The sequence below is a fragment of the Rothia sp. LK2588 genome (assembly GCF_040946465.1).
In the GTDB taxonomy this organism is placed as follows: domain Bacteria; phylum Actinomycetota; class Actinomycetes; order Actinomycetales; family Micrococcaceae; genus Rothia.
Window position 1 is genome coordinate 387,675 of record NZ_JAYWLS010000001.1, and the last position, 21,834, is coordinate 409,508.

22 protein-coding genes and 2 tRNA genes are annotated in these 21,834 nt (G+C 58.6%); 18 read left to right on the forward strand and 6 right to left on the reverse strand.

Annotated features, from left to right (window positions below):
* Window positions 1-288 precede the first annotated feature (288 nt).
* The 4 genes from VVR12_RS01870 to VVR12_RS01885 all read left to right on the forward strand — a co-directional run bounded on the left by VVR12_RS01870 (window position 289) and on the right by VVR12_RS01885 (window position 2,580).
* Window positions 289-711: a hypothetical protein gene (locus tag VVR12_RS01870; RefSeq protein ID WP_368549417.1), complete on the forward strand. Its 423-nt coding sequence runs from the start codon at window positions 289-291 to the stop codon at window positions 709-711.
* Window positions 712-723: 12 nt separating this feature from the next.
* Window positions 724-1,101, forward strand: coding sequence for a hypothetical protein (locus VVR12_RS01875; protein ID WP_368549418.1), 378 nt, complete (start codon window positions 724-726; stop codon window positions 1,099-1,101).
* 76 nt (window positions 1,102-1,177) lie between these two features.
* Complete coding sequence (locus tag VVR12_RS01880; protein ID WP_368549419.1) at window positions 1,178-2,119, forward strand: N-acetylmuramoyl-L-alanine amidase; 942 nt, start codon at window positions 1,178-1,180, stop codon at window positions 2,117-2,119.
* Window positions 2,119-2,580, forward strand: coding sequence for a hypothetical protein (locus tag VVR12_RS01885; protein WP_368549420.1), 462 nt, complete (start codon window positions 2,119-2,121; stop codon window positions 2,578-2,580). The genes VVR12_RS01880 and VVR12_RS01885 overlap by 1 nt, the downstream gene beginning before the upstream one ends.
* A 52-nt stretch (window positions 2,581-2,632) precedes the next feature.
* Here VVR12_RS01885 and VVR12_RS01890 read toward each other — a convergent pair whose 3' ends face one another.
* Together VVR12_RS01890 and VVR12_RS01895 are read right to left on the reverse strand one after the other, a co-directional pair.
* On the reverse strand, window positions 2,633-2,845 hold the full coding sequence (locus VVR12_RS01890) for a hypothetical protein (RefSeq protein WP_368549421.1): 213 nt from the start codon (window positions 2,843-2,845) through the stop codon (window positions 2,633-2,635).
* Window positions 2,842-2,991 (reverse strand): hypothetical protein, encoded by a 150-nt coding sequence (locus VVR12_RS01895; RefSeq protein ID WP_368549422.1) that lies wholly within the window; start codon window positions 2,989-2,991, stop codon window positions 2,842-2,844. The genes VVR12_RS01890 and VVR12_RS01895 overlap by 4 nt, the downstream gene beginning before the upstream one ends.
* A 1,108-nt stretch (window positions 2,992-4,099) precedes the next feature.
* Here VVR12_RS01895 and VVR12_RS01900 point away from each other — a divergent pair.
* Window positions 4,100-4,690 (forward strand): single-stranded DNA-binding protein, encoded by a 591-nt coding sequence (locus VVR12_RS01900; protein ID WP_368549423.1) that lies wholly within the window; start codon window positions 4,100-4,102, stop codon window positions 4,688-4,690.
* Between the two features lie 120 nt (window positions 4,691-4,810).
* Here the strand turns inward: VVR12_RS01900 and VVR12_RS01905 are convergent, their stop codons facing one another.
* Window positions 4,811-5,866, reverse strand: coding sequence for a DUF1524 domain-containing protein (locus VVR12_RS01905; protein ID WP_368549424.1), 1,056 nt, complete (start codon window positions 5,864-5,866; stop codon window positions 4,811-4,813).
* A gap of 433 nt (window positions 5,867-6,299) precedes the next feature.
* Between VVR12_RS01905 and ettA the strand changes: the two genes are divergently transcribed.
* A complete protein-coding gene (gene ettA, locus VVR12_RS01910) occupies window positions 6,300-7,979 on the forward strand; it encodes an energy-dependent translational throttle protein EttA (protein ID WP_368549425.1) in 1,680 nt (559 codons plus the stop codon).
* A 239-nt stretch (window positions 7,980-8,218) separates the two neighbouring features.
* Here ettA and VVR12_RS01915 read toward each other — a convergent pair whose 3' ends face one another.
* Complete coding sequence (locus VVR12_RS01915) at window positions 8,219-9,142, reverse strand: acyl-CoA thioesterase (RefSeq protein WP_409349866.1); 924 nt, start codon at window positions 9,140-9,142, stop codon at window positions 8,219-8,221.
* Window positions 9,143-9,246: 104 nt separating this feature from the next.
* Between VVR12_RS01915 and VVR12_RS01920 the strand changes: the two genes are divergently transcribed.
* Window positions 9,247-9,915 carry a hypothetical protein gene (locus tag VVR12_RS01920; RefSeq protein WP_368549426.1) on the forward strand — a complete coding sequence of 223 codons (669 nt, stop codon included), beginning with the start codon at window positions 9,247-9,249 and terminating at the stop codon, window positions 9,913-9,915.
* Window positions 9,916-9,942: 27 nt separating this feature from the next.
* Here VVR12_RS01920 and VVR12_RS01925 read toward each other — a convergent pair whose 3' ends face one another.
* Entirely contained in the window at window positions 9,943-10,359 is a 417-nt protein-coding gene (locus tag VVR12_RS01925; RefSeq protein ID WP_368549427.1) for a globin, read from the reverse strand.
* 7 nt (window positions 10,360-10,366) lie between these two features.
* Window positions 10,367-12,904 carry an aminopeptidase N gene (gene pepN / locus VVR12_RS01930; protein WP_368549428.1) on the reverse strand — a complete coding sequence of 846 codons (2,538 nt, stop codon included), beginning with the start codon at window positions 12,902-12,904 and terminating at the stop codon, window positions 10,367-10,369.
* A gap of 199 nt (window positions 12,905-13,103) precedes the next feature.
* Between pepN and VVR12_RS01935 the strand changes: the two genes are divergently transcribed.
* The 11 genes from VVR12_RS01935 to VVR12_RS01985 all read left to right on the forward strand — a co-directional run bounded on the left by VVR12_RS01935 (window position 13,104) and on the right by VVR12_RS01985 (window position 21,805).
* A complete protein-coding gene (locus VVR12_RS01935; protein ID WP_368549429.1) occupies window positions 13,104-13,598 on the forward strand; it encodes a ribose-5-phosphate isomerase in 495 nt (164 codons plus the stop codon).
* Between the two features lie 4 nt (window positions 13,599-13,602).
* Complete coding sequence (locus VVR12_RS01940) at window positions 13,603-14,496, forward strand: Fpg/Nei family DNA glycosylase (protein WP_368549430.1); 894 nt, start codon at window positions 13,603-13,605, stop codon at window positions 14,494-14,496.
* A gap of 99 nt (window positions 14,497-14,595) precedes the next feature.
* A tRNA-Gly gene (locus VVR12_RS01945) sits at window positions 14,596-14,666 on the forward strand.
* Between the two features lie 165 nt (window positions 14,667-14,831).
* Window positions 14,832-14,906: transfer RNA gene (locus VVR12_RS01950), tRNA-Pro, on the forward strand.
* A gap of 127 nt (window positions 14,907-15,033) precedes the next feature.
* Window positions 15,034-16,347 carry a trigger factor gene (gene tig / locus VVR12_RS01955; RefSeq protein WP_368549431.1) on the forward strand — a complete coding sequence of 438 codons (1,314 nt, stop codon included), beginning with the start codon at window positions 15,034-15,036 and terminating at the stop codon, window positions 16,345-16,347.
* Between the two features lie 205 nt (window positions 16,348-16,552).
* The gene (locus VVR12_RS01960; RefSeq protein WP_368549432.1) at window positions 16,553-17,560 is read left to right on the forward strand and encodes a siderophore ABC transporter substrate-binding protein; all 1,008 of its coding nucleotides are present in this window, start codon (window positions 16,553-16,555) and stop codon (window positions 17,558-17,560) included.
* 3 nt (window positions 17,561-17,563) lie between these two features.
* On the forward strand, window positions 17,564-18,523 hold the full coding sequence (locus VVR12_RS01965; protein ID WP_368549433.1) for an ABC transporter permease: 960 nt from the start codon (window positions 17,564-17,566) through the stop codon (window positions 18,521-18,523).
* Window positions 18,510-19,580 carry an iron chelate uptake ABC transporter family permease subunit gene (locus VVR12_RS01970; RefSeq protein ID WP_368549434.1) on the forward strand — a complete coding sequence of 357 codons (1,071 nt, stop codon included), beginning with the start codon at window positions 18,510-18,512 and terminating at the stop codon, window positions 19,578-19,580. Before VVR12_RS01965 ends, VVR12_RS01970 begins: the two co-directional genes overlap by 14 nt.
* Window positions 19,577-20,332, forward strand: a complete 756-nt coding sequence (locus tag VVR12_RS01975) for an ABC transporter ATP-binding protein (protein WP_368549435.1) — start codon at window positions 19,577-19,579, stop codon at window positions 20,330-20,332. Before VVR12_RS01970 ends, VVR12_RS01975 begins: the two co-directional genes overlap by 4 nt.
* A gap of 135 nt (window positions 20,333-20,467) precedes the next feature.
* Window positions 20,468-21,100: an ATP-dependent Clp protease proteolytic subunit gene (locus VVR12_RS01980; RefSeq protein WP_409349867.1), complete on the forward strand. Its 633-nt coding sequence runs from the start codon at window positions 20,468-20,470 to the stop codon at window positions 21,098-21,100.
* A gap of 39 nt (window positions 21,101-21,139) precedes the next feature.
* Window positions 21,140-21,805: an ATP-dependent Clp protease proteolytic subunit gene (locus VVR12_RS01985; RefSeq protein WP_368549436.1), complete on the forward strand. Its 666-nt coding sequence runs from the start codon at window positions 21,140-21,142 to the stop codon at window positions 21,803-21,805.
* Window positions 21,806-21,834: the final 29 nt, after the last annotated feature.

A 21,834-nucleotide genomic window follows, 5' to 3' on the forward strand; every position in this document is an offset into this window, starting at 1 on the left:
GTTATCTTCACTGTCTCAGATAGCAATTCGCTCAAGGCCGGAGTTGTCTATGATCCGCCAACCGGTTTCAAACGCACCCAGTTATCATCCCCGTCTATTACCCGCAGCGCGATCTCAGCGAGATTCGCCCGGCACGGCACGGGCAACAATACTGTCTGGCTCAACATCAATATCGGTTCGCCTATCAACGTCTCAGGCGTTGAAAGCTACGCAGGGTCGTGGTTGGAGTACACCACAGACGATCCTTGGCCGTCAGTATTACCTGGCGTCCCAGCATAAGGAGTGTCCATGAAACGATCATTTCGATACACCCCCGCCTGGTGGGTCAGGCTCCCCGTCCCCCGAAAAGCCACAGCGATGATGATCATTGCTTATCTTTACCTCATTACACAGGGTGTGAGTAACTACATCTGGCCGGGATTAGACACTGAGGGATTCCACGAGATCGCACGAGCTATCCTCAGCGGAATCCTTGTTTTCGCCGGTCTCGCCGGGGCCCTTGCCTGCACCAAAGGGTGGTGGGTCGTAGAGCGCCCTGCAATAGTCATGCTCGGCACCGTCTACGTTTTGCACGCTTACTGGGCGGTAGCAGACCTCGACCATAACGGTGACGTGCCAGTGCAGACGGTGCTACGCATGTGCATCATCGGGACGCTGCTGGCTAAACGGTACTTCCAGATTGAGCACTATCAGCTAGACCCCGGACGTTAGGAGGTGCCACCTTTGCCACCATTGGACCAACTACCGTCCAATACCCCCTGGTGGGTGTACCTTCTAGCCTTCATCGTCTTTGGTGGGTCTGGCGCGAAGATGTGGACCGGAATCCGATCTATCTATACCGGTCACGCTGAGGCTGAACGTCAGCGAGTCCGGGAGGCCGTAGCGGATAAAGAGACCGTGATCTCCCGGCTGGTCGATGACGTCGCTCGCCTCAAAGAAGACGTTGAGGATCTTCGCGATGAGCTAGATCAAGCCCGAGAGAAAGAAAAGGATACGGCCCGCAGTCTGCGCATTCTTGAGGAAGCGCATTCAGCTTTGCGGCGACTTTTCATTGAGAAGGTCGGGTGTGAAGAAGAGCTTCCACCATGGCCTAAGTACTGAGACCCCGTTGTGGGGTCTTTTCTTTTTGCCCCGGCCACACCTGGTCGGGGAACCAACCATCAGAGGAGTGAAACCCTTGTACCTCACCGACCTCGCGGACAACCTCCGCGCCTACACAGCCCCCGACGGGTCCAAACTCACCGTGATCGAAACCGACGGGTGGAAAAACCGCACCTACGACAGCAACGGCATGGCCGGCAACGTCGGGGTGCTCTGGCACCACACCGCCACCGCCTCCGTCTCAACCATGACCAGCGGCGCCCCCACCCTGAGCATGTGCATGAACGGCCGCTCCGACCTCCCCGGCCCCCTGGCGAACATCGTCTTCGGCCGCGGCGGGGAAATCTACATCGTAGCAGCAGGCCAAGCCAACCACGCCGGCCGCGGATCCATCGACGGCACCTACGAAAACATGGGCAACTACTACCTGATCGGCATCGAGATGGAATCCGCCGGGACCTATGACGACTGGACCGAGGCCCAACGCCGCGTGGCCCCCTACCTCGGTGCCGCCCTAGATGAGGCGTATTCCGGTGGCGGGATCTACTACCAGGTCGGGCATAAGGAATACAGCTACGAGGGGAAGATCGACCCCGCGTACTGGGACATGGACACCTTCCGTAACGAGATCAATGACATCCTGGCCGGGACAGCCCCGGCGCAGGCTACTAGCGCAGAAAGCGAGACAGCAATGTTAGACGAGAAGATCAAGAACGAACTGACCGGCGGGTGGACCACCACCCGCACCGAGATCGGCTGGCTGCCGAAAAACTTCCAGCGTCTGATGGAGGGCATCAGCAACATCCGCCTGGAGGTCTTCAACCAGAAGATCCTCAAGCAGGGCGTGACGCAGCCGAAGGGCGAGACCACCTCCCTCGGCCTTGAGGTGTCCTACCTGGCGGATAACTTCAAGCGCCTGTTCAATTCGGCGACGGCTATCATCCAGGCCCTGGCCCGGGTGGAGAAGAACCAGTCGGAGATCCTGGCCCGCCTGGACAAGTTGAACGGGGGTAAGTGATGAAGAAGGTGGATTGGGCTGGTGTGCGTCGGTGGGGCTACGTGGTGGCCGCCGCCGGTATCCCGTTGCTGGTCGCCTACGGTATCGTGACCGCCGATAAGGCCCCGTTGTGGGTCGCTTTCGCGGGTGCCGCTTTGGGGTTCCCTATCGCGGCGATGAATACCCATTCGAACGCGTTGGCCAATGAGGTCGCTACTCGTGTGCAGGCGCGGATCCCTTCGGCTGCAGAAGTGGCTGACAAGGTGGTTGAGGTCTCCCCGGTGGTGGAGGTGCCTTCGGCTGTTGAGGTCGCCCAAGAGGTCGCGCAGGTCGCTCCGACTGCTCAGGTGCCGTCTGTTGATGAGGTGGCGTCGAAGGTTGCTGAGAGGGTGGCTGATTGGCGGTCGTCCCCGATAGCGCCGGTTTCGGGTGGGTCGGGTACTGATGTGCTGGACCCTGGCGCCCGTGCCTCGGTTGATTGATAGATGTTTGTGAATAGCCCCCGTTCTGCGTATGGCAGAGCGGGGGCTATTTTTATGTGGTTTGTTTGCTGGTTTTTCGCATGTTGGGGTTACGTTCGCTGTTCCATTCGTCGATGGTGGTGGTTAACCAGAGGTCTTGCGTTTTGCCCCCAGAGCCTTTGAGGGTGGCGTCGGGTGCTGGGAGGTGGTAGCGCGTGACGGAGCTGGGGTTCACCCCGAGGTGGTGTGCTATTCCTGATTTGTTGAGGTATTCGGTGGTTGTCATGGTTGGTTCTTCTTGATGTAGCCGGCGTAGCTGATGGTGCCGATGATGGGGACGATGAGGGCGCTGTTGTAGCCGTGTGCGGCGCCGTATATTCCTGCCACCCAGATGGCTATGAGTACGAGGGTGGCGAAGTGGACCATTCTCATGGGTGTGTCCTTTCCTGTATGGTGGAAAGAAAGGGGTGAGCCCCTAGCTAGTGCTAGTAGCTAGGGGGCTTCACGTTTTACTTCTCCTTGTCGATCAGTTTGATCAGTTCGAAGATGATGTAGAGCATGATCATCAAGGAGTAGTAATCAGATTCTGTCATCTGATCCCTTTCTCTATTTAGTTACCAAATGTATCCCTTGTGGGTACATAAATATTATAGCAAAAGGTTTACGCATATATCAAAGGGTTTTGACACCTTTTAGCAAAAACTTTTGCGATAAAACTGAAGCCCTGATACCCAGCTTGAGTGTCAGGGCTTCATCCTTTGATGAAGCAATACGAGACCCCCTCTCACCTGGCTGGTGGGAGGGGGTAGCTTTATCCCCGGAAGTCATCTAATAGTCATCTAATGTGAAGCACTTTTTGACCCTATCCTGACTAGCCACTTCACCCATTGTTGAATGTTTATCCAAGTCAGAGACCATTTTCTGAACACCTGCGAACATCTGCGAACATAATGCCCTGTAATCTCTTGGTCGGGGGTTCGACTCCCTCCTGGGGCGCACAAAAGCCGGTCTGACAAGCAAAAACAGTCAGACCGGCTTTCTCAATACCCACCAAAAAACGCCCAAGTCATCTAATGGTTCCCGAATGTGAATCAGTTTCTTGTCCGAAATATTCCATCACGCACGGTGGGACAGGCTCGGCGTCAGATTACGTCAGCGTGGGTTAAACACCGAGGGCCGGATCCCCTCAAGGATCCGGCCCTCGGCGCACCCCGCATGGGCGGGATGATGGTCGAAGCGTCAACACCTCATGGTGAGGTGTGCGTTCAGGAATTAATGTACACGTTCCGGCGGGATTACGCACTTCTGACATCGTTTTTATGCGTGAGAAATCTGCCCAGATTGCAGCCTGCCTACCCTTTATAGCGCCAGTTTGTGGACATTGGGGGCTGTGGATGCCCCGACTCACTGTACGCAGGTGATCATGACAGGGGAATTTGCTCTTCTTTATCCACAATTTCGGCTCCTGAACCCCCATGAGCAGATGTGGTTTGTCAGGCTGAAGGTGCACATCATTTCTGAGCTCGAAAAGGAGAGCACCATGTCTGATCCGATCACTGTCCGAGGTTTCGTCGCGACCTCCCCGCACCTCAACACGTTGCCCTCGGGGGCCCAGGCCACCAACTTTCGATTGGCATCGACCCCGCGCTGGTATGACGCTGCCCAGAACGTGTGGCGCGAGGCCAGTACGAACTGGTTTACCGTCAATGCCTATCGCAACCTCGCTCAGCACACGGCACAGAGTCTTTTTGTGGGGCAGCCCGTCATCGTCACCGGCCGGCTGAATATCAAGCAGTGGGAGAGCAACGACGGTCGCAAAGGAACAACCGCTGAGATTGACGCGACTGCCATTGGTCATGATCTAAACCTCGGGTCATCCTCGTTCAATAGGGCAGTGCAGACCGGTGGAGCGAATGAGAGAACCGGTTCGGTTTTGGAGGGGCAACAGAATCAGCAAGAGCAGTCAGCGTCCGCACCCATTACGTTTAGGGATTCTGCCACCACCGACGAATCGAAGGGTGACTCCGTCAGCGATAGTGACCTGAAGGAGATCGAGGACCACGCTAATGCCGACGAACCGGAGCTGGATCCCGAGTTCGGTGGGCGGTCCAGTTCACAGGCACCGTTTTAGGAAGAGGCGGAAACTCATCGCTTCTCTGCGTCTGTTTATTTGACATAGGCGGTCTTTAAACGGATGACCCCGGTCGGGTAGACGGCCGGGGTCATTACTGGTCGCTGAATCGGTAACCTTTTACTCGCAGGCTACGCCGTCACGGTCGCGATCAAGCTTGAGGGCATACCCAGGCTGACCTGCATACAGCGGAGCGGCACCTGCCTGGCGAGCTGCTGCACAGTTCGGGAACGGGCTGGCGGCAGGAGCCTGCTGAACCGGAGCGGGTGCTACGGGAGCCGGTGCAGGGGCGACCGGTGCCTGCTGAACCGGAGCGGGTGCTATGGGAGCGGGTGCAGGCGCCTGCTCAACGGGAGCAGGAGCCGGAGCTTCCTTCACAGGCGCAGGGGTGGGTGCGGGGGCCTCTTGGGTCGGCTTGGGTGCTACTGGGGCGGGGGCAGCTGTCTTCTCAGGCAAGACGGCACCGCAGTTCTTCAGGGTGTCGATCATCGCCTGCTTTTCGGCTTCCTTCACCCACAGGTGGTACTTGGCCTTAACGTCGATCTGCTTGGAGACGTAGGTGCAACGGAACTCCTTGTTATTGGGAAGCCAGGTCGCCGCGTCCCCGTCGCCCTTCGCCTGGTTGGCCGGTCCATCGACCGCCAAGAGGTTCATGGGGTCGTTGGCGAACTGCTCACGATCTGTTGCAGAGATGGCCTGTGCGCCGGTCTGCCACGCGTCCGAGAGCGAAACCACGTGATCGATCTGAACGTCGTCCGAGGTGTCCTTACCGCGCTTGAACTGAATCGTATGCGGAACGTAGGGATCATCGAGCACGCCGGACATGACTTTGCATCCTTGGGTTCCCGGCTTGACCGTAATGGACGTGAGGTCTCGTCGAAGAATGTCATTGCGGGTGTCGCAACCATTGTGGTCAACGTCTGCCCAGGCCTGGCCAAACTGCGAGCGGTTGTAACCCGTCTTCGGGGCACGGCCCTTAACTTCAAGGCTGTTCAGTTTTTCGATCGCAGCCTGGGAATCAGAAGATGCTGCCGTATCTTTCGAGACGACCGTTGCAGCGTTCTTTTCCTTCTCCAGCGGTACGGCCTCTTCGCTGGTGGGAGAATGCGACGGCGTCGCCGAGGGCGAAGGGGACGAGCTCTCTGAGGCTGTGGGTGACGGTGACTCAGTGGCCACAGTCGAAGTGGTAGAAGATGCTGATGGGGATGTGGTGGATGGGCTCGAAGTTGATTGAGATCCACATGCCGTCAGCGCAAATGGAATCAGGGCAAGCGCTGCGAGCAACTTTGACGACTTCATTGTCTGTCCTTTGTTGGGGGTAGGGGATGGCTCGTGGAGAGCCGAAGAATATCGTAAAGCCTCCTTACAGTTACCTGGGTGATCTGGCTGACAAGAAATTTGAGATTTGAACAAATTCAACAGGTAAGCTGTAAATGTCGAATATCAATCAGTGACGACTGCACGGCAGGGGGAGAAGCGGGAGAATTGACACCCTCCGTCCTTCACCTCGATCACTCCGTGAACACACCTTGATCATTGGGCTCAAGTTCACCCGTTGCAGCATCTCATGCACTTTGGGCTGGTGCAGGAAGACGGTAGCCTAGTAGACATGGCTGAATTTATTTACACGATGAGCAAAGCTCGCAAAACTGTGGGCGACAAAGTCATCCTCAACGACGTCTCGATGTCGTTCTTCCCCGGCGCAAAGATCGGTATGGTCGGCCCCAATGGTGCCGGTAAGTCCACCATCCTGAAAATCATGGCCGGCCTCGATACCCCCTCCAACGGCGAAGCCCGTCTTTCTGATGGATACACCGTGGGCATCCTCCTGCAGGAACCGCCGCTGAACGAAGAAAAAACCGTGCTCGGCAACGTCCAAGAAGGCGTGGGCGAGATCTACTCGAAGATCGTTCGCTACAACGAGATCTCCGAAGAGATGTCTAACCCCGATGCGGACTTCGATGCGCTCATGGAAGAAATGGGCAAGCTGCAGGAAGTCATCGACAACGCCAACGCCTGGGACATCGACTCCCAGCTGGAACAGGCGATGGATGCCCTGCGCTGCCCTCCCGGAGACATGCCCGTCACCCACCTCTCCGGTGGTGAACGTCGCCGCGTCGCGCTGTGTAAGCTCCTCCTGCAGAAACCCGATCTGCTATTGCTCGACGAGCCCACCAACCACCTAGACGCAGAGTCTGTGCTCTGGCTCGAGCAGCACCTGCAGTCCTACGAAGGCGCGGTCATCGCCATCACCCACGACCGCTACTTCCTCGACCACGTGGCCGAATGGATCGCCGAAGTCGACCGCGGCAACCTCTACCCGTACGAGGGTAACTACTCGACCTACCTCGAGAAGAAGCGCGCTCGTCTCGAAGTTCAGGGTAAGAAAGACGCCAAGCTGGCTAAGCGACTCTCCGAGGAACTCGACTGGGTGCGCTCGAACTCCAAGGGTCGTCAGACCAAGTCGAAGGCCCGTCTGGCCCGCTACGAAGAGATGGCGGCTGAGGCGGAGAAGACCCGCAAGCTGGACTTCGAAGAAATCCAGATCCCGCCGGGGCCCCGCCTGGGTAACGTGGTCATCGAAGCCGAAAATTTGCAGAAGGGCTTCGATGGACGCTCGCTCATCAACGGTCTTTCCTTCACCCTGCCCCGCAACGGCATCGTGGGTGTGATCGGCCCCAACGGTGTCGGTAAGTCTACCCTGTTTAAGACCATCGTCGGTCTCGAAGAATTGGACGGCGGCAACCTGAAGATCGGCGAAACCGTCAAGATCTCCTACGTTGACCAGAACCGAACCAACATCGATCCCGAAAAAAACCTCTGGGAAGTCGTCTCTGACGGTTTGGACTATATCCAGGTGGGCCAGGTCGAAATGCCTTCACGCGCATATGTCTCGGCGTTCGGATTCAAGGGGCCCGACCAGCAGAAGAAGGCCGGTGTGCTCTCCGGTGGTGAGCGAAACCGTCTCAACCTCGCGTTGACCTTGAAGCAGGGTGGCAACCTCCTGCTCCTCGACGAACCGACTAACGACCTCGATGTCGAAACCCTGACCTCGCTCGAGAATGCGCTCCTGGACTTCCCCGGTTGCGCCGTCGTGGTCTCCCACGACCGCTGGTTCCTCGACAGAGTCGCCACCCACATCCTCGCGTGGGAGGGTACCGACGAGCAGCCCGACAAGTGGTACTGGTTCGAGGGTAACTTCGAATCCTACGAAGCCAACAAGGTAGAGCGACTCGGCCCCGAGGCCGCGAAGCCGCGCCGTGTGGTTCACCGCAAACTGACTCGCTAACGCTCGTCGGTTTCGCGGTTCCCATTCCGCGTGATTTTAGGTTCCTCGCTCGCTCGGAAAATCACGCTCCATCACCGCAAACTGACTCGATGAGCCAGGCGGGCTCGAGCGCGCGAGAGCACAAGAGCCTGACGAATGGGACAGTCGGCGCTTGCGCCGTCCATTGACTCGGTTCGCATAGCACAGGGGGCGAAACCTTCGATTGAAGGTTTCGCCCCCTTTGAGCTTCAACAAGAACTTTAAAGAATGACCTCGCGATATTCCGGTAAACGCAACATCGTTTCCTGAGCGACCGTCGCCACGTGATCACCCTCGGCGGTGAAAATCTTTCCGGTGGCCAAGCTCCGCGCGTCCTGGGCGCTGGGGGAATCGAGCACGTACAGCAACCACTCGTCGGCGCGAGCGGGGCGGTGGAACCACATCGCGTGATCCAACGAGGCGACCTTCATTCCCTGTTCCAACCAATGCTTCCCATGCGCGCGAAGACCAGGTTCAACGGGAAGGTAATCCGAGGCGTAGGCGATGGCGGCTTTGTGCAGGGTGGGGTCGTCCGGTAGAGCGTCGAAGGTTTTGAACCACACCGAAGTGGTGGGTGACTTGTCAGGGTCTGCGCTCAACCACAGCGGCTCCTCCACGTGCCGCAGGTCGAAAGGACGCTCATAGGAGATCGCGCGCGCAATCGGCAACGGCACGTGCCCCACGAGATCGGAGACCTTGGGAAGAGACTCCGGCGACGGTAGGCCCTGAGGCATGGGGCTGGAATGCTCAGGCCCCTTGGCCGCTTCTTGGAACGAAGCGATAGCTGAAAAGATCGGTTGTTGATCCTGGTAAGCCTGCACCCGCCGGGTCGAGAACGAACGACCATCGTTGAGATGTTGAACTCCCAGGGTGAGCTCTTGATCGATGTCACCGGGGCGCAGAAAGTAGCCGTGAATGGAATGGATGGGGCGGTCGACGGGGGCCGCGTGCGAGGCGGCCATGATGGCTTGAGCCAAGACCTGCCCGCCGTAAATACGGGGAGATTCTCGATTGAGGGTTTGGGCCGTGAAGCGCTGTTCGCCGGATTCTTCGCTGAGTTCTTGTAGCGAAAGCATCCGTTTCAGGGCGTCCACGGCCTGTTTACCGCATGCTTCTTCATCGGTAGGGTCAAAATTTTCAGCCATACTTTACTTTCTCATACAAGCGGTAGGCTGGTAGTAACTTCGCGACGAAAAGGTGAATTATGCCCCGAGATGAATCTGCGTTAACTCCTTCAGCGGAGCGGTTAGTGCTTGATAACGAGCGAACTCTACGCGATGTCATGATTTTTATCCGTCGCGCCCGGAGTTTCAATCCTCAAGCCGCGCTGCGGTTGAGTTCCGCGCCGGGAGCGTTGGGCGTCTTCGCCAATGTGATTTCGCCACAGAACCTGCTCGATACCGCACCCACCGTTCTGGCGATGCGCGCCGTACCCCTCAGTTCTTCGCCCGAAATAGACACGGTGGTGGACGCGCGGGCCCTCGAGCTGTCGCTTCAGTCAGTAGCTGACCAGCAGAAACTCGATATTCACCTTCCCGGCCCGCTGATGAACGTGGCCTGGGCAGGCACGCGACCACCGGCGTCCGGATGGGTGCCGTGCGGCGAGATCGGCGCCGAGGACCTTCGCGGTGTTGCGCGCTCAGGCATGGACGAGGTGGCCCGGGCCCTACCAGACAACCCCGGTGCGGCCGTGGTGTCGACCGTGCGCAACCGCGTATGGTCCGAACCGATGGGTGGCTTCAATAACGCAGACTCCGAACCGGCACAGCTTCCCCGAGCGGTAGCGCTAGCCTGTGAGATCTTCGGGTTCTTGCCGCGTGATATAGCGGGCCCGATCCGCGTGCTCAAGAGCGAAAACTGGCTACGGCTCAACGCCCCCGCCGGTTATGTTCTGGTGAAAACCGGGCGGGGGCATTAGGATTCATCACGCGTTACCTAGCCGCGGTTATGAACTGCGGTTTTGCATCGCGTGGGCGGCCCTCTCGAAATAATCCCACATCATGGCGTCGTGCAGGGGAGACAACTGACAAGAGTCCAGCGCAACCCGCATGTACTTCAGCCAGGTATCTCGTTCCTTGGGCCCGATCGCGAAAGGGACGTGCCGCATGCGCAAGCGGGGGTGGCCGCGTTCGGCCTGATAAGTACCGGGACCACCCCAATACTGTTCGAGAAACATCCGTAGCCGTCGTTCGGCAGGCGCGAGGTCTTCCTCGGGATACATCGCCGAGAACTCAGGGTCAGCGGCGACCTGTTCGTAGAAGACCCGGCACAATTTTTCGAAGACGGGCGCCCCGCCCACCTGCTCGTAAAAACTTGGAGCAGGTGAGCTGGGCGACTGCGGGGTGTGAGGTTGATCTGACATTGCTCTCTTAGCGGTCCGCCGCCTGTACCTTGAGCGCGCGAGCCAGGTCGTCGCGAGCCTCGGCCACCTGGCGATAGAGGGCGCCGGCGTCCTCCGGCAGAGCTGCCAAGAACTTCTCGGTGCGTTCCAGCAGGCGCTGGGTGCGCTGGGTGGGGTAGAGGCCGGAGATGATGGTCGTGGAAATCTCGTGGCTCCGCTCGCGCCAGATTTGCTCGATCGATTCGAAGTATTTCTCGACGTAGGGTTCAAGTAGCGCCTCGTTATGGCCGTTGGAGAACCCGGTAATGGCCGCGCGCTGAACCGTGTTCGACAACGAGTCGTTGACCACCACGTCTTCCCACACCTGCCGCTTGGCCTGTTCGGTGGGGATGGCCGCGGTGGCCAGGGCGGCGGCTTGCTGGCCGTTGGACGTATTGTCTTTCTTCAACTCGGCTGCGATGTCTTCGGCGCTCAGTCGCCCACCGGCGGCCAGCGAGGCAACCAGCTGCCAGCGCAGGTCAGTGTCGATCTTGAGGCCGTCGAGGGTTTGGGTGCCCTCGTAGAGACCCTGCACCGCGTCCAGCTGCGAAGGGGACTCTGCGAGCGCCGCAAAGGTCTGCACGAACTGCAACTGGTTGTCTGAGTTGGCCTCGGCTTGCCGGGCGATGTCCCAGAGACGATCGACGGCGGCGAGGCGGATGCGTTCGGCGTCATCGCGGGCGATGTAGGAGTGCAACGTGGTTTTCAGGTGTGCCAACTGTACTCGGACGGCGGTGGAGTTGGTCTCGGCACCGATGTTGTTGAGCACGAGATCCACATAGTCGCGTGCGGGCATCTCGGCGTCGCGCACGGTGTCCCAGAGGGATCCCCAGGCGACTCCGCGGGCCACGGGGGAGTCGAGCTGACCCAGGTGCTCGATGACGGTGTTGCGGCTGGTTTCGTCCAGGCGGATCTTGGCGAAGGCGAGGTCTTCGTCGTTGACCAAGATGAGGTCAGGACGCTTGGCGCCGGCTGCCTCGGTGACGGTGGTGAGCTCCCCGTCGACGTCCAATTCGTAGCGGGCGGTGCGGGTGAGCTGCTCTCCCTTCATGTCGTAGAAACCGACAACGAGGCGGTGCGGGCGGAGGGTCTCGAAGCCCTCGGGGTAGGTCTGGCGGATGTTGAGCTCGGTGATGACGCCGTCTTGTTCGGTGACCTCGGTGGTGAGGGTGTTCACCCCGGCGGTCTCCAGCCATTTCACCGACCAGGCCGTGACGTCGCGTCCCGAGGTTTCTTCCAGCTCGGTGATGAGGTCGGTGAGCACCGTGTTGCCCCAGGAGTGCTTGTCGAAGTACTTCTTCAGCGCGGCCATGAAGTTATCCTGGCCTACCCAGGCGACCATCTGGCGTAGCACGGAGGCTCCCTTGGCGTAGGTGATGCCGTCGAAGTTGACTTGCACGTCGTTGAGGTCGCGGATTTCGGCGACGATGGGGTGGGTCGACGAGAGCTGGTCTTGCCGGTAGGCCCAGGATTTCTCGGAGGCGGAGAAGGTGGCCCAGGCGTGGGGGCCGAAGCGGGTGTTTTCGGCGGCTGCCAGGGTAGACATGAACTCGGCGAAGGATTCGTTGAGCCAGAGGTCGTTCCACCATTTCATGGTGACCAGGTCGCCGAACCACATGTGGGCCAGTTCGTGCAGAACGGTGATCGCGCGGCGTTCGATGAGCGCCTCGGTGGTTTTGGAGCGGAAGATGTAGTTTTCCAAGAAGGTGACGGCCCCGGCGTTTTCCATGGCGCCGGCGTTGAACTCGGGTACGAAAAGTTGGTCATACTTTTCGAAGGGGTAGGGGGTATGGAATTGCTCTTCGTAGAATTCGAATCCCTGCCGGGTCAGCTCGAAGATGTCGTCGGCATCGAGGTACTGCATGAGTGACTTGCGGGCGAAGACACCCAGTGCGATGTCGCGACCTTCGGAGTTGGTCAGCGATGAGGTGACTTTTTCATAGGGGCCGGCGATGAGGGCGGTGATGTAGGACGAGATGCGCGGGGTGGGCTTGAAATGCCAGGTTGCGCTGTTCCCAGATTTTTCGACCGAGGTTTCCGGCTGATTGGAGATCACGTTCCAGTGTTCCGGTGCCGTGACGATGAATTCGAATTCCGCTTTGAGGTCGGGTTGTTCGAAGACGGGGTAGACCCGTCGGGAATCAGGAACTTCGAATTGGGAATAGAGGTATACCTCGTGATCGACGGGATCGACGAAGCGGTGCAGGCCTTCACCGGTATTGGTGTAGCGGAAGTCGGCGTCGATCACCAGCGTGTTGGTGCTGGCCAGTTTCGGCAACTTGATGCGTTCGCCATCGGCCAGGGTGGTGTCGAGCTGTTCGCCGTTGAGTTCGATACTGTGCACCGTCTCGGTGATGGCGTCGATGAAGGTTTCGGCCCCCTCGGTGCCATCGAAACGGATCTCGGCGTGGGTGCGGAAAGTTTTTTCGTCACCGGTGAGGTCGATGCGCAGCGTGTAGGAGTGTACCCTGCTGATCTCTGCTACGCGGTCTTCGGCTTCTTGGCGGGTGAGATTGAGCCCTGGCATGGGATTCCTTTCATGAAGACGGTGCCTACTATCGGTGGGAACGCCACTGTTCGCCGCGATTCAACGTGATGCAGACAATAGTAATTGGTACAAACATTAGTAGCCGAAGTGCCTATTCGAAAATGCCTTCAGTCATGATGCGTCTTTACGTGATAATGGTGAGGGAGTCTAAAGTTATCAACCGTTGAGGGGGAGCCCCGTGCGCGTACACATTGCCACCGACCACGCAGGTCTTGAGATGAGCCGCTTTTTTATTGAGAAATTGACCGAGGCCGGATACGAGATGGTAGATCACGGCCCGGCCGAGTACGACCCGGTGGATGATTACCCCAGCTTCTGCATCAACGCGGCCCTGGCGGTCAAGGCTGATCGAGAGAAGGGCATGGACTCGCTCGGTATTGTGCTGGGCGGCTCGGGCAATGGCGAGCAGATGGCCGCCAATAAGGTCAAGGGCATTCGCGCCGCCCTGGCCTGGAATGAGTCGACTGCCGCGCTGGCCCGTGAGCATAACGACGCCCAGGTGGTCGCGGTGGGTGGCCGCCAGCACAGCCTTGAAGAGGCGCTGACCATCATCAAGACTTTCCTCGAAACTCCCTTCAGCGATGAAGAGCGCCATTCCCGCCGCATCGCTCAGATGGGTGAATACGAGAACACCGGGGCAATCGCCGGCAAGCAAATTGACGGTGTGAACTAAGGCCATGCCCGAGGGCCACTCGATTCACCGCCTGGCGATTCAGTTCAACGATCTTTTCGCCGGGCAAACTTTGGCAGCGAGAAGCCCTCAGGGGCGTTTCGCTGAGGGCGCAGAATTGATTGACGGGTTGATTCTCGAGGAGGCCTTCGCGCACGGCAAGCATCTTTTTGTGCGTTTTGAACACGGCCTGCACCTCAACGTTCATCTCGGCATCTACGGGGCCTGGACGTTTGGCGGCGATGAAACCTTCGCCGCGGCGTCCTCCATCGGGGCGCCACGCACGATCGGCGAGCGCGAACGGGATAGTGCACATACGACCGTCGATCTCGCAGAGGGACTATTGCCTGACCCACGACCGAGCGTGCGCCTGCGCGTGGTCGGTGAGCACGGGTGGGCGGACCTGACCGGTCCCACGGTCTGCCGCGTGCTCGCCGAGAACGAGGTCGCCGACGTCCGCGCGACGTTGGGCCCGGATCCGCTGAATCAGGACGCCGATCCTCAGCGGTTCTATGACGCTGCCTCGCGCACGCGGCGGCCCATCGGTGTCGTGCTGATGGACCAGAAGGTGATCTCCGGGGTGGGCAATATTTTCCGCGCCGAGTCACTCTTCCGGCAGGGGATTGACCCGCATCGCCCCTCGGCATCGCTGACGGCGGATCAGCTGCAGAGTCTCTGGGTGGATAATCGCAGGCTTCTAGAAATCGGCGTGCAGCTGGGCAAGATCGTGACCACGGATGATCTTCACCGGCCCGGAATTGCGCTGGAGAATGCTTGGCCTGAACACGCCCACTACGTCTATCATCGCCAGGGTTTCGACTGTCTACGGTGTGGCGAAAAGATTCAAATGGGCGAGATGGCGCAGCGAAAAGTCTATTGGTGCCCAGGCTGCCAGCACTGAGATGCGGTGTGGTCTGGGGTCGATTTGACAACCACAGGCGCCGTTGTGTTTACTATAGAAGTCCCAAGTTGCTGGGACGCCATCGATGCGTAAAGCATTGGGGATGTAGCTTAATGGTAAAGCCTCAGTCTTCCAAACTGATTACGCGGGTTCGATTCCCGTCATCCCCTCATTGTCGCCATTCCCCGGTTCTTCAACCGGGGAATGCGTGTATCTGAGCCTTTATCGGTTCAGTGACCGCAAGCGTGAGAAGACGCACCGTAGCGAGGTAAATAGCCCTAAAAATGGGCAAATCACCGTTGAGCCGGTAGACTTCTGATGTTCGCGGCATTCTGCGGGGTGTGGCGTAGCTTGGCTAACGCGCCTGCTTTGGGAGCAGGAGATCGCAGGTTCGAATCCTGTCACCCCGACATGAGTAAGCAGAGCCCGCCGCATCAGTCGGCGGGTTTTGCTTTATCATAAGCCCGAGACCTAGAAATACTCTCCGCCGTGTTCGGCGGGGGAGTACCAACACTATTTATCAGGAGATCAACGGACGTGAAGACTGCCGTCGAGAAGCTCAATCCGACTCTCGCAAAGATTGATGTCGAGATTCCTTTCGCAGAGTTCAAGACTTACCTGGACCGCACCTACAAGCAGCTGGCAGAGCAGATTCAGGTACCCGGCTTCCGCAAGGGCAAGACTCCCCGCGCACTGATCGAACAGCGCGCCGGTTTCGACTTCATTGTCGAGAACGCCCTCAACGAAGGCCTGAACGAGTACTACCAGCAGGCCCTGGCCGAGAACGACCTCACCCCGCTGGCTCAGCCCGAACTGGACATCCAGCAGAAGCCTGAGGAAAACGCTCGCGAGAACGACATCAAGCTGACCATCGAGGTCACCGTTCGCCCCGAGATCGAGTTGCCCGACTACGAGGGCATCAAGGTTGAGGTCGCCGCTACCGAGGTGACCGCAGAAGACGAGCAGAAGGCTCTGGATGCCCTGCGTTCGCGCTTCGGCACCCTGAAGACCGTTGATCGTCCGGCAAAGACCGACGACTTCGTGACCATCAACCTCAACGCCTCGATCGACGGCGAAGAGGTAGACGCCGCTAACGACCTGTCGTACCAGGTTGGCGCAGGCACCATGCTGGAAGGTCTGGACGAGGCTCTCGAGGGTCTTTCGGCTGGCGAGGACGCTACTTTCGAAACCAAACTGGCAGGCGGCGAGCACTCCGGCGAGCAGGCAACCGTCAAGGTTGAACTGACCGCTGTCAAGGAGCGCGAGCTCCCCGAGGCTGACGACGACTTCGCTCAGCTGGCATCTGAGTTCGACACCATCGACGAGCTCAAGGAAGACCTGAAGAAGCAGGCTGCTGAGTCCAAGGTGGCCGAGCAGGGTGCCGAGGCACGCGACAAGGTTCTCGAGAAGCTTGTTGAAATGGTCGAGATCGAGGTTCCGCAGAAGGTTATCGACGAGCAGCTCAACCAGCACTTCAACAACCCCAACGCTGAAGAGGGCCACGACACCGACGAGCACCGCAACGAAGTTCGCGAGCAGGCTGAGACCGCGTTCAAGAACGAGATGGTGCTCGACGCCATCGCTGAGAAGGAAGAAATCGGCGTTGAGCAGTCTGAGCTGATCGACTACATCATCACCATGTCGCAGCAGTACGGTATGGACCCGAACCAGTTCGCACAGATGTTGGACGGCTCCGGCCAGGCTGGTCTGATGGTCGGCGAGGTTCGTCGTTCCAAGGCTCTTGCTGCCGTGATCGAGAAGGCAGAAGTCAAGGACTCCAACGGTCAGACCGTTGACCTCTCCAAGTACCTGGGTGCTTCCGAGGAATCCGAGGACAAGTCTGCTGAGTAAGCTTCGGTTACTCTCCAGTAGCAACTAAAAACTCCCCTGCGTCTCATGACGTGGGGGAGTTTTTGTATCCACTGATAGAATCGCAAATATCAATACGCAAAATAAATATGTTCTAATTTGTCAGACCTGTGCCCGTTCAGTACCCTGTACTTAGGTATACCTTCATCACACCTAAGCAACACGTAACTACCGGACGGAAATCCCCATGAAGCGCATTCCTCACACACTCTCCGCACTCGCTGTGATCGGCGTCCTGACCCTCAGCGGTTGCGGCGCATCGTCCAACAACACCGAAGGCGGTGACGCCTCGTCCTCGAGCGCGGCCCAGGCCGAGAACAGCAAGACCGTATCCGTCGAAGACAACTTCGGCACCCACGACGTGCAGGCGCCCGTGAAGGCCGCGGCAGTCACCGATAACCGCTCCTTCGAACTTGTCGACAAGTGGGGAGTGGACGTGGTGGCAGCACCCAAGCAACTCGTGCCCACCACCATCCCCGGTATTAAGAACGATCAAAACATCGTTGATCTGGGAACCCACCGCGAACCCGACCTCGAAGCGCTCGCCTCCGCCGAACCCGACGTCATCCTCAACGGCCAACGATTCTCCCAGCACTACAAAGACATCCAAGAGCTCAACCCCGAGGCCACCCTCCTGGAGTTCGAACCCCGTGACGGCGAACCGATGCTCCCCGAGCTGAAGCGCCACACCACCGCTCTGGGCGAGGTCTTCGGTAAGCAGGACGACGCCAAGCAGTTGGTCTCAGACCTCGATCAGGCCACGGAGGCCGCCAAGAAAGCTTACGATCCTCAGCAAAAAGTCATCGCGATCAATGTGTCCGGCGGAGAAATGGGCTATATCGCCCCGGGCAAAGGCCGTTTCTTCGGGCCGCTGTTTGACGAGCTGAACCTCACCCCGGCACTGCAAGTAGAGAACGCCAGCGACGATCACGAAGGCGATGACATCAGCGTTGAGGCCATCGCCAAGGCAAACCCCGATTGGATCTTGGTGCTGGACCGTGACGCTGCGGTGTCGAAGGACCCCAACGTAACTCCCGCCAAAGAGGTCATTATGAACAGCGAGGCGCTGAAAAACGTCACTGCGGTGAAGAAGGGTAATATCGTTGTGGCTCCGGCAGACACCTACTACAACGAAAACATCATCACCTACACCGAGGTGTTGACCTCTATGAAAGACGCTTTCGAAAAGGCTTAATCCATGAGAACCCGTCGCAATGGGTGGGCGCTGGCGGGTGCCAGCGCCCTCGTCGTGGCCCTGTTGGCAGCATCCCTGCTGACCGGTGAGTTCGACATCTTTTCCTCCGAATTTGGTGCGGAGATGTTCGCCATCAGTCGAGTGCCGCGAACGGTGGCGCTGGTGCTTTCCGGCGCCGCGATGGCGATGTCGGGGTTGGTGATGCAACTCTTGACTCAGAATCGCTTCGTGGAACCCACCACCACCGGCACCACCGAGTGGGCCGGCCTGGGTCTGATGCTGATGATGTTCTTCTTTCCCTCAGCCTCGATCATGTCCAAGATGATCGCGGCGGTGGGGTTCGCATTCATCGGCGCGATGATCTTCTTTCTCTTCCTCCGCCGCGTCTCGTTGCGCTCCTCGCTGGTGGTGCCCATCGTCGGCATCATGCTCGGTACGGTGGTCAGCGCAATTTCCACTTTTTTTGCGCTCTACACCAACATGTTGCAGAGCCTGAGCGTGTGGTTCGCCGGCAGCTTCACCTCCGTCTACCAGGGTCAGTACGAGGTGCTCTGGATCGTGCTTGCGGTTGTCGCCGGTGTCTACGTGATTGCCGACCGTCTGACGCTGGCCGGCTTGGGCGAGGAATACGCCACGAACCTCGGGGTCAACTATCAGCAGATTGTATTGGTGGGTACGGCCCTCATTGCACTCGCTACCGGCGTGGTCACGGTCGTGGTGGGTATGTTGCCATTCCTCGGGCTCATCGTTCCCAACCTGGTGAGCATGCTCCGCGGTGACGACATGCGATCCAATCTGCCTTGGGTGTGCCTGGCCGGTATCGCGGTGGTCACGGTCTGTGACCTGTTGGCCCGCGTCGTCATTGCCCCGTTCGAGATGCCTGTTTCCGTGATCCTGGGCATTGTGGGCGCGATAGTATTCATCACCCTCCTGCTGAAAGGACGCCACCGTGTCAGCCGCTAACATCTTTCGGCTTCCGCATGGGGCAGCTCGAGAAGACGTCGCCAGCGTCCGCGATGTGCGTGGGGCCGGGTCTTTCGGTTCGACCCGATCGCGCCGTCGGTACTGGCTGGTCATGGGCGTGCTCGTGGCGCTGGCGGTATTGGCGACCTTCGGGTTGCTCGCCTACGCCAACCCCATGCCCTTCGGTACCCGCCGTTTTTGGCTCATCGCTGAGCGCCGTGGTGAGGCCGTCATCGCGATGGCGGTGGTGGCCGTCTGCCAAGCTATGGCCACGATTGCCTTTCAGACCGTGACGAATAATAAGATCCTCACCCCGGGTGTAATGGGCTTTCAATCCCTCTATACCGCCCTGCACACCGGTACGGTGTATTTCTTTGGCGTGGCAGGAATTTTGCAATCACGCAACCTCACGATGTTTCTCGTTCAACTGGCCTTGATGGTTGGATTCTCGCTCTTGCTCTATAGCTGGTTACTGACGGGTAAACACGCCAATATGCACGTGATGCTTCTCGTGGGCATCATCATCGGCGGGGGACTGGGCTCTATCTCAACCTTCATGCAACGCATGCTCACACCGTCTGAATTCGACGTGTTGACGGCGCGCCTCTTCGGATCGGTCAATAATGCAGACGCCGAATACTATCCCATCGCGTTACCGATTGTTGCCCTGGCAACCATCGGGTTGTTCGTGCTCAGTAAACAACTCAATGTGCTCAGCCTGGGGCGGGACGTCGCCGAAAATCTAGGCGTCAACCACCGCCGCATTTCGATACTGGTGCTCGTGATCGTCTCGCTGCTCACCGCTGTCTCCACTGCATTGGTGGGCCCCATGATCTTTTTGGGGTTCTTGGTGGCGATGCTGACGTATCAGTTCGCCGATACCTATGACCACCGCTATTTGTTGCCAATGTCGGGCTTGATGGCCTATATGGTGCTCACCATCTCTTACTTCCTCATGTACCACGTCTTCGACGCCCAGGGCGTGGTGAGCGTCATCATCGAACTGGTCGGCGCGGTGGTCTTCCTCGCCGTCATCTTGCGAAAGGGATCCCTGTGATCACTCTGCACAACGTTGTGAAATCTTACGGTTCTGAAACCCGCATCGGCCCGGTTGATCTGCAACTGAGCCGCGGTGGCATCACCGCGCTCGTGGGCCCGAACGGTGCAGGAAAGTCGACGATGCTCACCATGATCGGACGCCTCTTGCAGATCGACGAGGGCGTGATCGAGGTGGCCGGTTATGACGTGGCGACCACCAAGTCGAAGGATCTCGCCAAGATCATCTCGATCCTCAAACAGGAGAACCATTTCGTCACCAAGCTCACCGTGCGGCAGCTGGTCGGCTTCGGCCGCTTCCCCTATTCACAGGGACGGCTCACACGGCAGGACGAAGACATCGTCTCCCGCTACATTGACTTCTTTAATCTCAAGGCACTGGAGCATCGTTATCTCGATGAGCTTTCTGGAGGGCAGCGGCAACGTGCCTACGTCGCGATGGTGCTGGCTCAAGAAACCGAGTACGTGCTCCTAGATGAGCCGCTGAACAATCTCGATATTTCGCATTCGGTGCAGATGATGCAGCACCTGGCACACGCGGCGGAGGAATTTAATCGCACAATTATCGTGGTACTTCATGACATCAATTTCGCCGCACGCTACGCGGATCACATCTGCGCGATGAAAGACGGCCGCGTGGTGGAGCATGGTCCCACCGCACAAGTGATGGACGAGCGCATTCTCACCGAAATCTTCAATACTCCCATCGAAGTCATCGAAACTTCACGGGGACCGATGGCCTGCTACCACTGATCGGTGAAGTGACCGGCTTTCGTTGTACGTGAACTTTGCCCCGAGCCCACGCTGGATTGGATAATCTTCTACTAACCGAAAATTTCTGAGGTGGAAAGCGAACTTTCCGCACAACCTCGAGAGGAAGAAGTACTGATGACTAACACTCTGCCGCTCCCGCAGTTCTCGGCATCGGGTCAGCCGACCATGGAAACCCAGATGGGTAGCCAAGACGATTACATCTACACCCGCCTGCTGAAGGAACGCATCATTTGGTTGGGCTCCGAGGTGCGAGATTCAAACGCCAACCGCATCTGCTCTCAGATGTTGTTGCTCTCGGCAGAAGATCCCGAGGCGGATATCTACCTCTACATCAACTCACCCGGTGGTTCGGTGACCGCGGGCATGGCTATCTACGACACTATGCAGTTGATCCCCAATGACGTGGTGACCGTGGTAACCGGTATGGCCGCCTCCATGGGCCAGTTCTTGCTGACCGCAGGGGCACCGGGCAAGCGCTACGCCACCCCGAACGCACGCATCCTGATGCATCAGCCTTCCGGCGGTATCGGCGGCACCGCCTCCGATATCCGCACCCAGGCGGAGCTGATTCTAGACATGAAGAAGCGCCTGTCTGAGATCACCGCAGAGCGCACCGGTCAGACGCTGGAAACCATCCTGCGTGACAACGACCGCGACAACTGGTTCACCGCTGAAGAGGGCCTGGAATACGGCTTCTTCGACCACATTGCGACCACCGCCGGTGTGAACGTCGGATCGTCAAAGTAAGCAGCTGAACCACAGACTTCTACGTGAGGAATTAATTCCATGAACTTCAATCCCCATGCGACCGCTCCGGTGATGCCGACCGACCGCTACGTGCTACCCAGCTTCGAGGAACGCACTCCCTACGGTTACAAGCGTCAGGATCCCTACGCCAAGCTCTTCGAGGACCGCATCATTTTCTTGGGCACCCAGGTCGACGACGCCTCCGCCGACGACATCATGGCCCAGCTGCTGGTGCTCGAATCGCAGGATCCGGATCGCGACATTACCCTCTACATCAACTCGCCGGGCGGTTCGTTCACCGCGATGACTGCCATCTACGACACCATGCAGTACATCCGCCCCGAGATCCAGACCGTGTGCCTGGGCCAGGCAGCTTCCGCCGCTTCGGTCCTGCTCGCAGCCGGCACCCCCGGCAAGCGTCTGGCGTTGCCGAATGCGCGCGTCCTCATCCACCAGCCCGCACTGGCCGGGCAACAGGGTGGCCAGGCATCGGATATTGAAATCCACGCCAACGAGGTCATGCGCATGCGCGAGTGGACCGCTCAGACCCTGGCCCTGCACTCCAACAAGACCTTTGAGGAAGTCGACAAGGTCATCGAGCGCGACAAGATCCTCACCGCCGAAGCCGCTAAGGAATTCGGATTGGTCGATCAGGTGCTGGAGTCGCGCAAGGCCAACAAGCCCAAGATCAACAAGGCCGACTAACACTCGGAAGTTGCTCTGAACATTTCTTG

Coding starts and splice junctions, on each gene's coding strand:
- VVR12_RS01870 (WP_368549417.1), top strand. CDS start 289: ATGAAACGATCATTTCGATACACCCCCGCCTGGTGGGTCAGGCTCCCC.
- VVR12_RS01885 (WP_368549420.1), top strand. CDS start 2,119: ATGAAGAAGGTGGATTGGGCTGGTGTGCGTCGGTGGGGCTACGTGGTG.
- VVR12_RS01890 (WP_368549421.1), bottom strand. CDS start 2,845: ATGACAACCACCGAATACCTCAACAAATCAGGAATAGCACACCACCTC.
- VVR12_RS01895 (WP_368549422.1), bottom strand. CDS start 2,991: ATGAGAATGGTCCACTTCGCCACCCTCGTACTCATAGCCATCTGGGTG.
- VVR12_RS01900 (WP_368549423.1), top strand. CDS start 4,100: ATGTCTGATCCGATCACTGTCCGAGGTTTCGTCGCGACCTCCCCGCAC.
- ettA (WP_368549425.1), top strand. CDS start 6,300: ATGGCTGAATTTATTTACACGATGAGCAAAGCTCGCAAAACTGTGGGC.
- VVR12_RS01915 (WP_409349866.1), bottom strand. CDS start 9,142: ATGGCTGAAAATTTTGACCCTACCGATGAAGAAGCATGCGGTAAACAG.
- VVR12_RS01925 (WP_368549427.1), bottom strand. CDS start 10,359: ATGTCAGATCAACCTCACACCCCGCAGTCGCCCAGCTCACCTGCTCCA.
- pepN (WP_368549428.1), bottom strand. CDS start 12,904: ATGCCAGGGCTCAATCTCACCCGCCAAGAAGCCGAAGACCGCGTAGCA.
- VVR12_RS01940 (WP_368549430.1), top strand. CDS start 13,603: ATGCCCGAGGGCCACTCGATTCACCGCCTGGCGATTCAGTTCAACGAT.
- VVR12_RS01960 (WP_368549432.1), top strand. CDS start 16,553: ATGAAGCGCATTCCTCACACACTCTCCGCACTCGCTGTGATCGGCGTC.
- VVR12_RS01965 (WP_368549433.1), top strand. CDS start 17,564: ATGAGAACCCGTCGCAATGGGTGGGCGCTGGCGGGTGCCAGCGCCCTC.
- VVR12_RS01980 (WP_409349867.1), top strand. CDS start 20,468: ATGACTAACACTCTGCCGCTCCCGCAGTTCTCGGCATCGGGTCAGCCG.
- VVR12_RS01985 (WP_368549436.1), top strand. CDS start 21,140: ATGAACTTCAATCCCCATGCGACCGCTCCGGTGATGCCGACCGACCGC.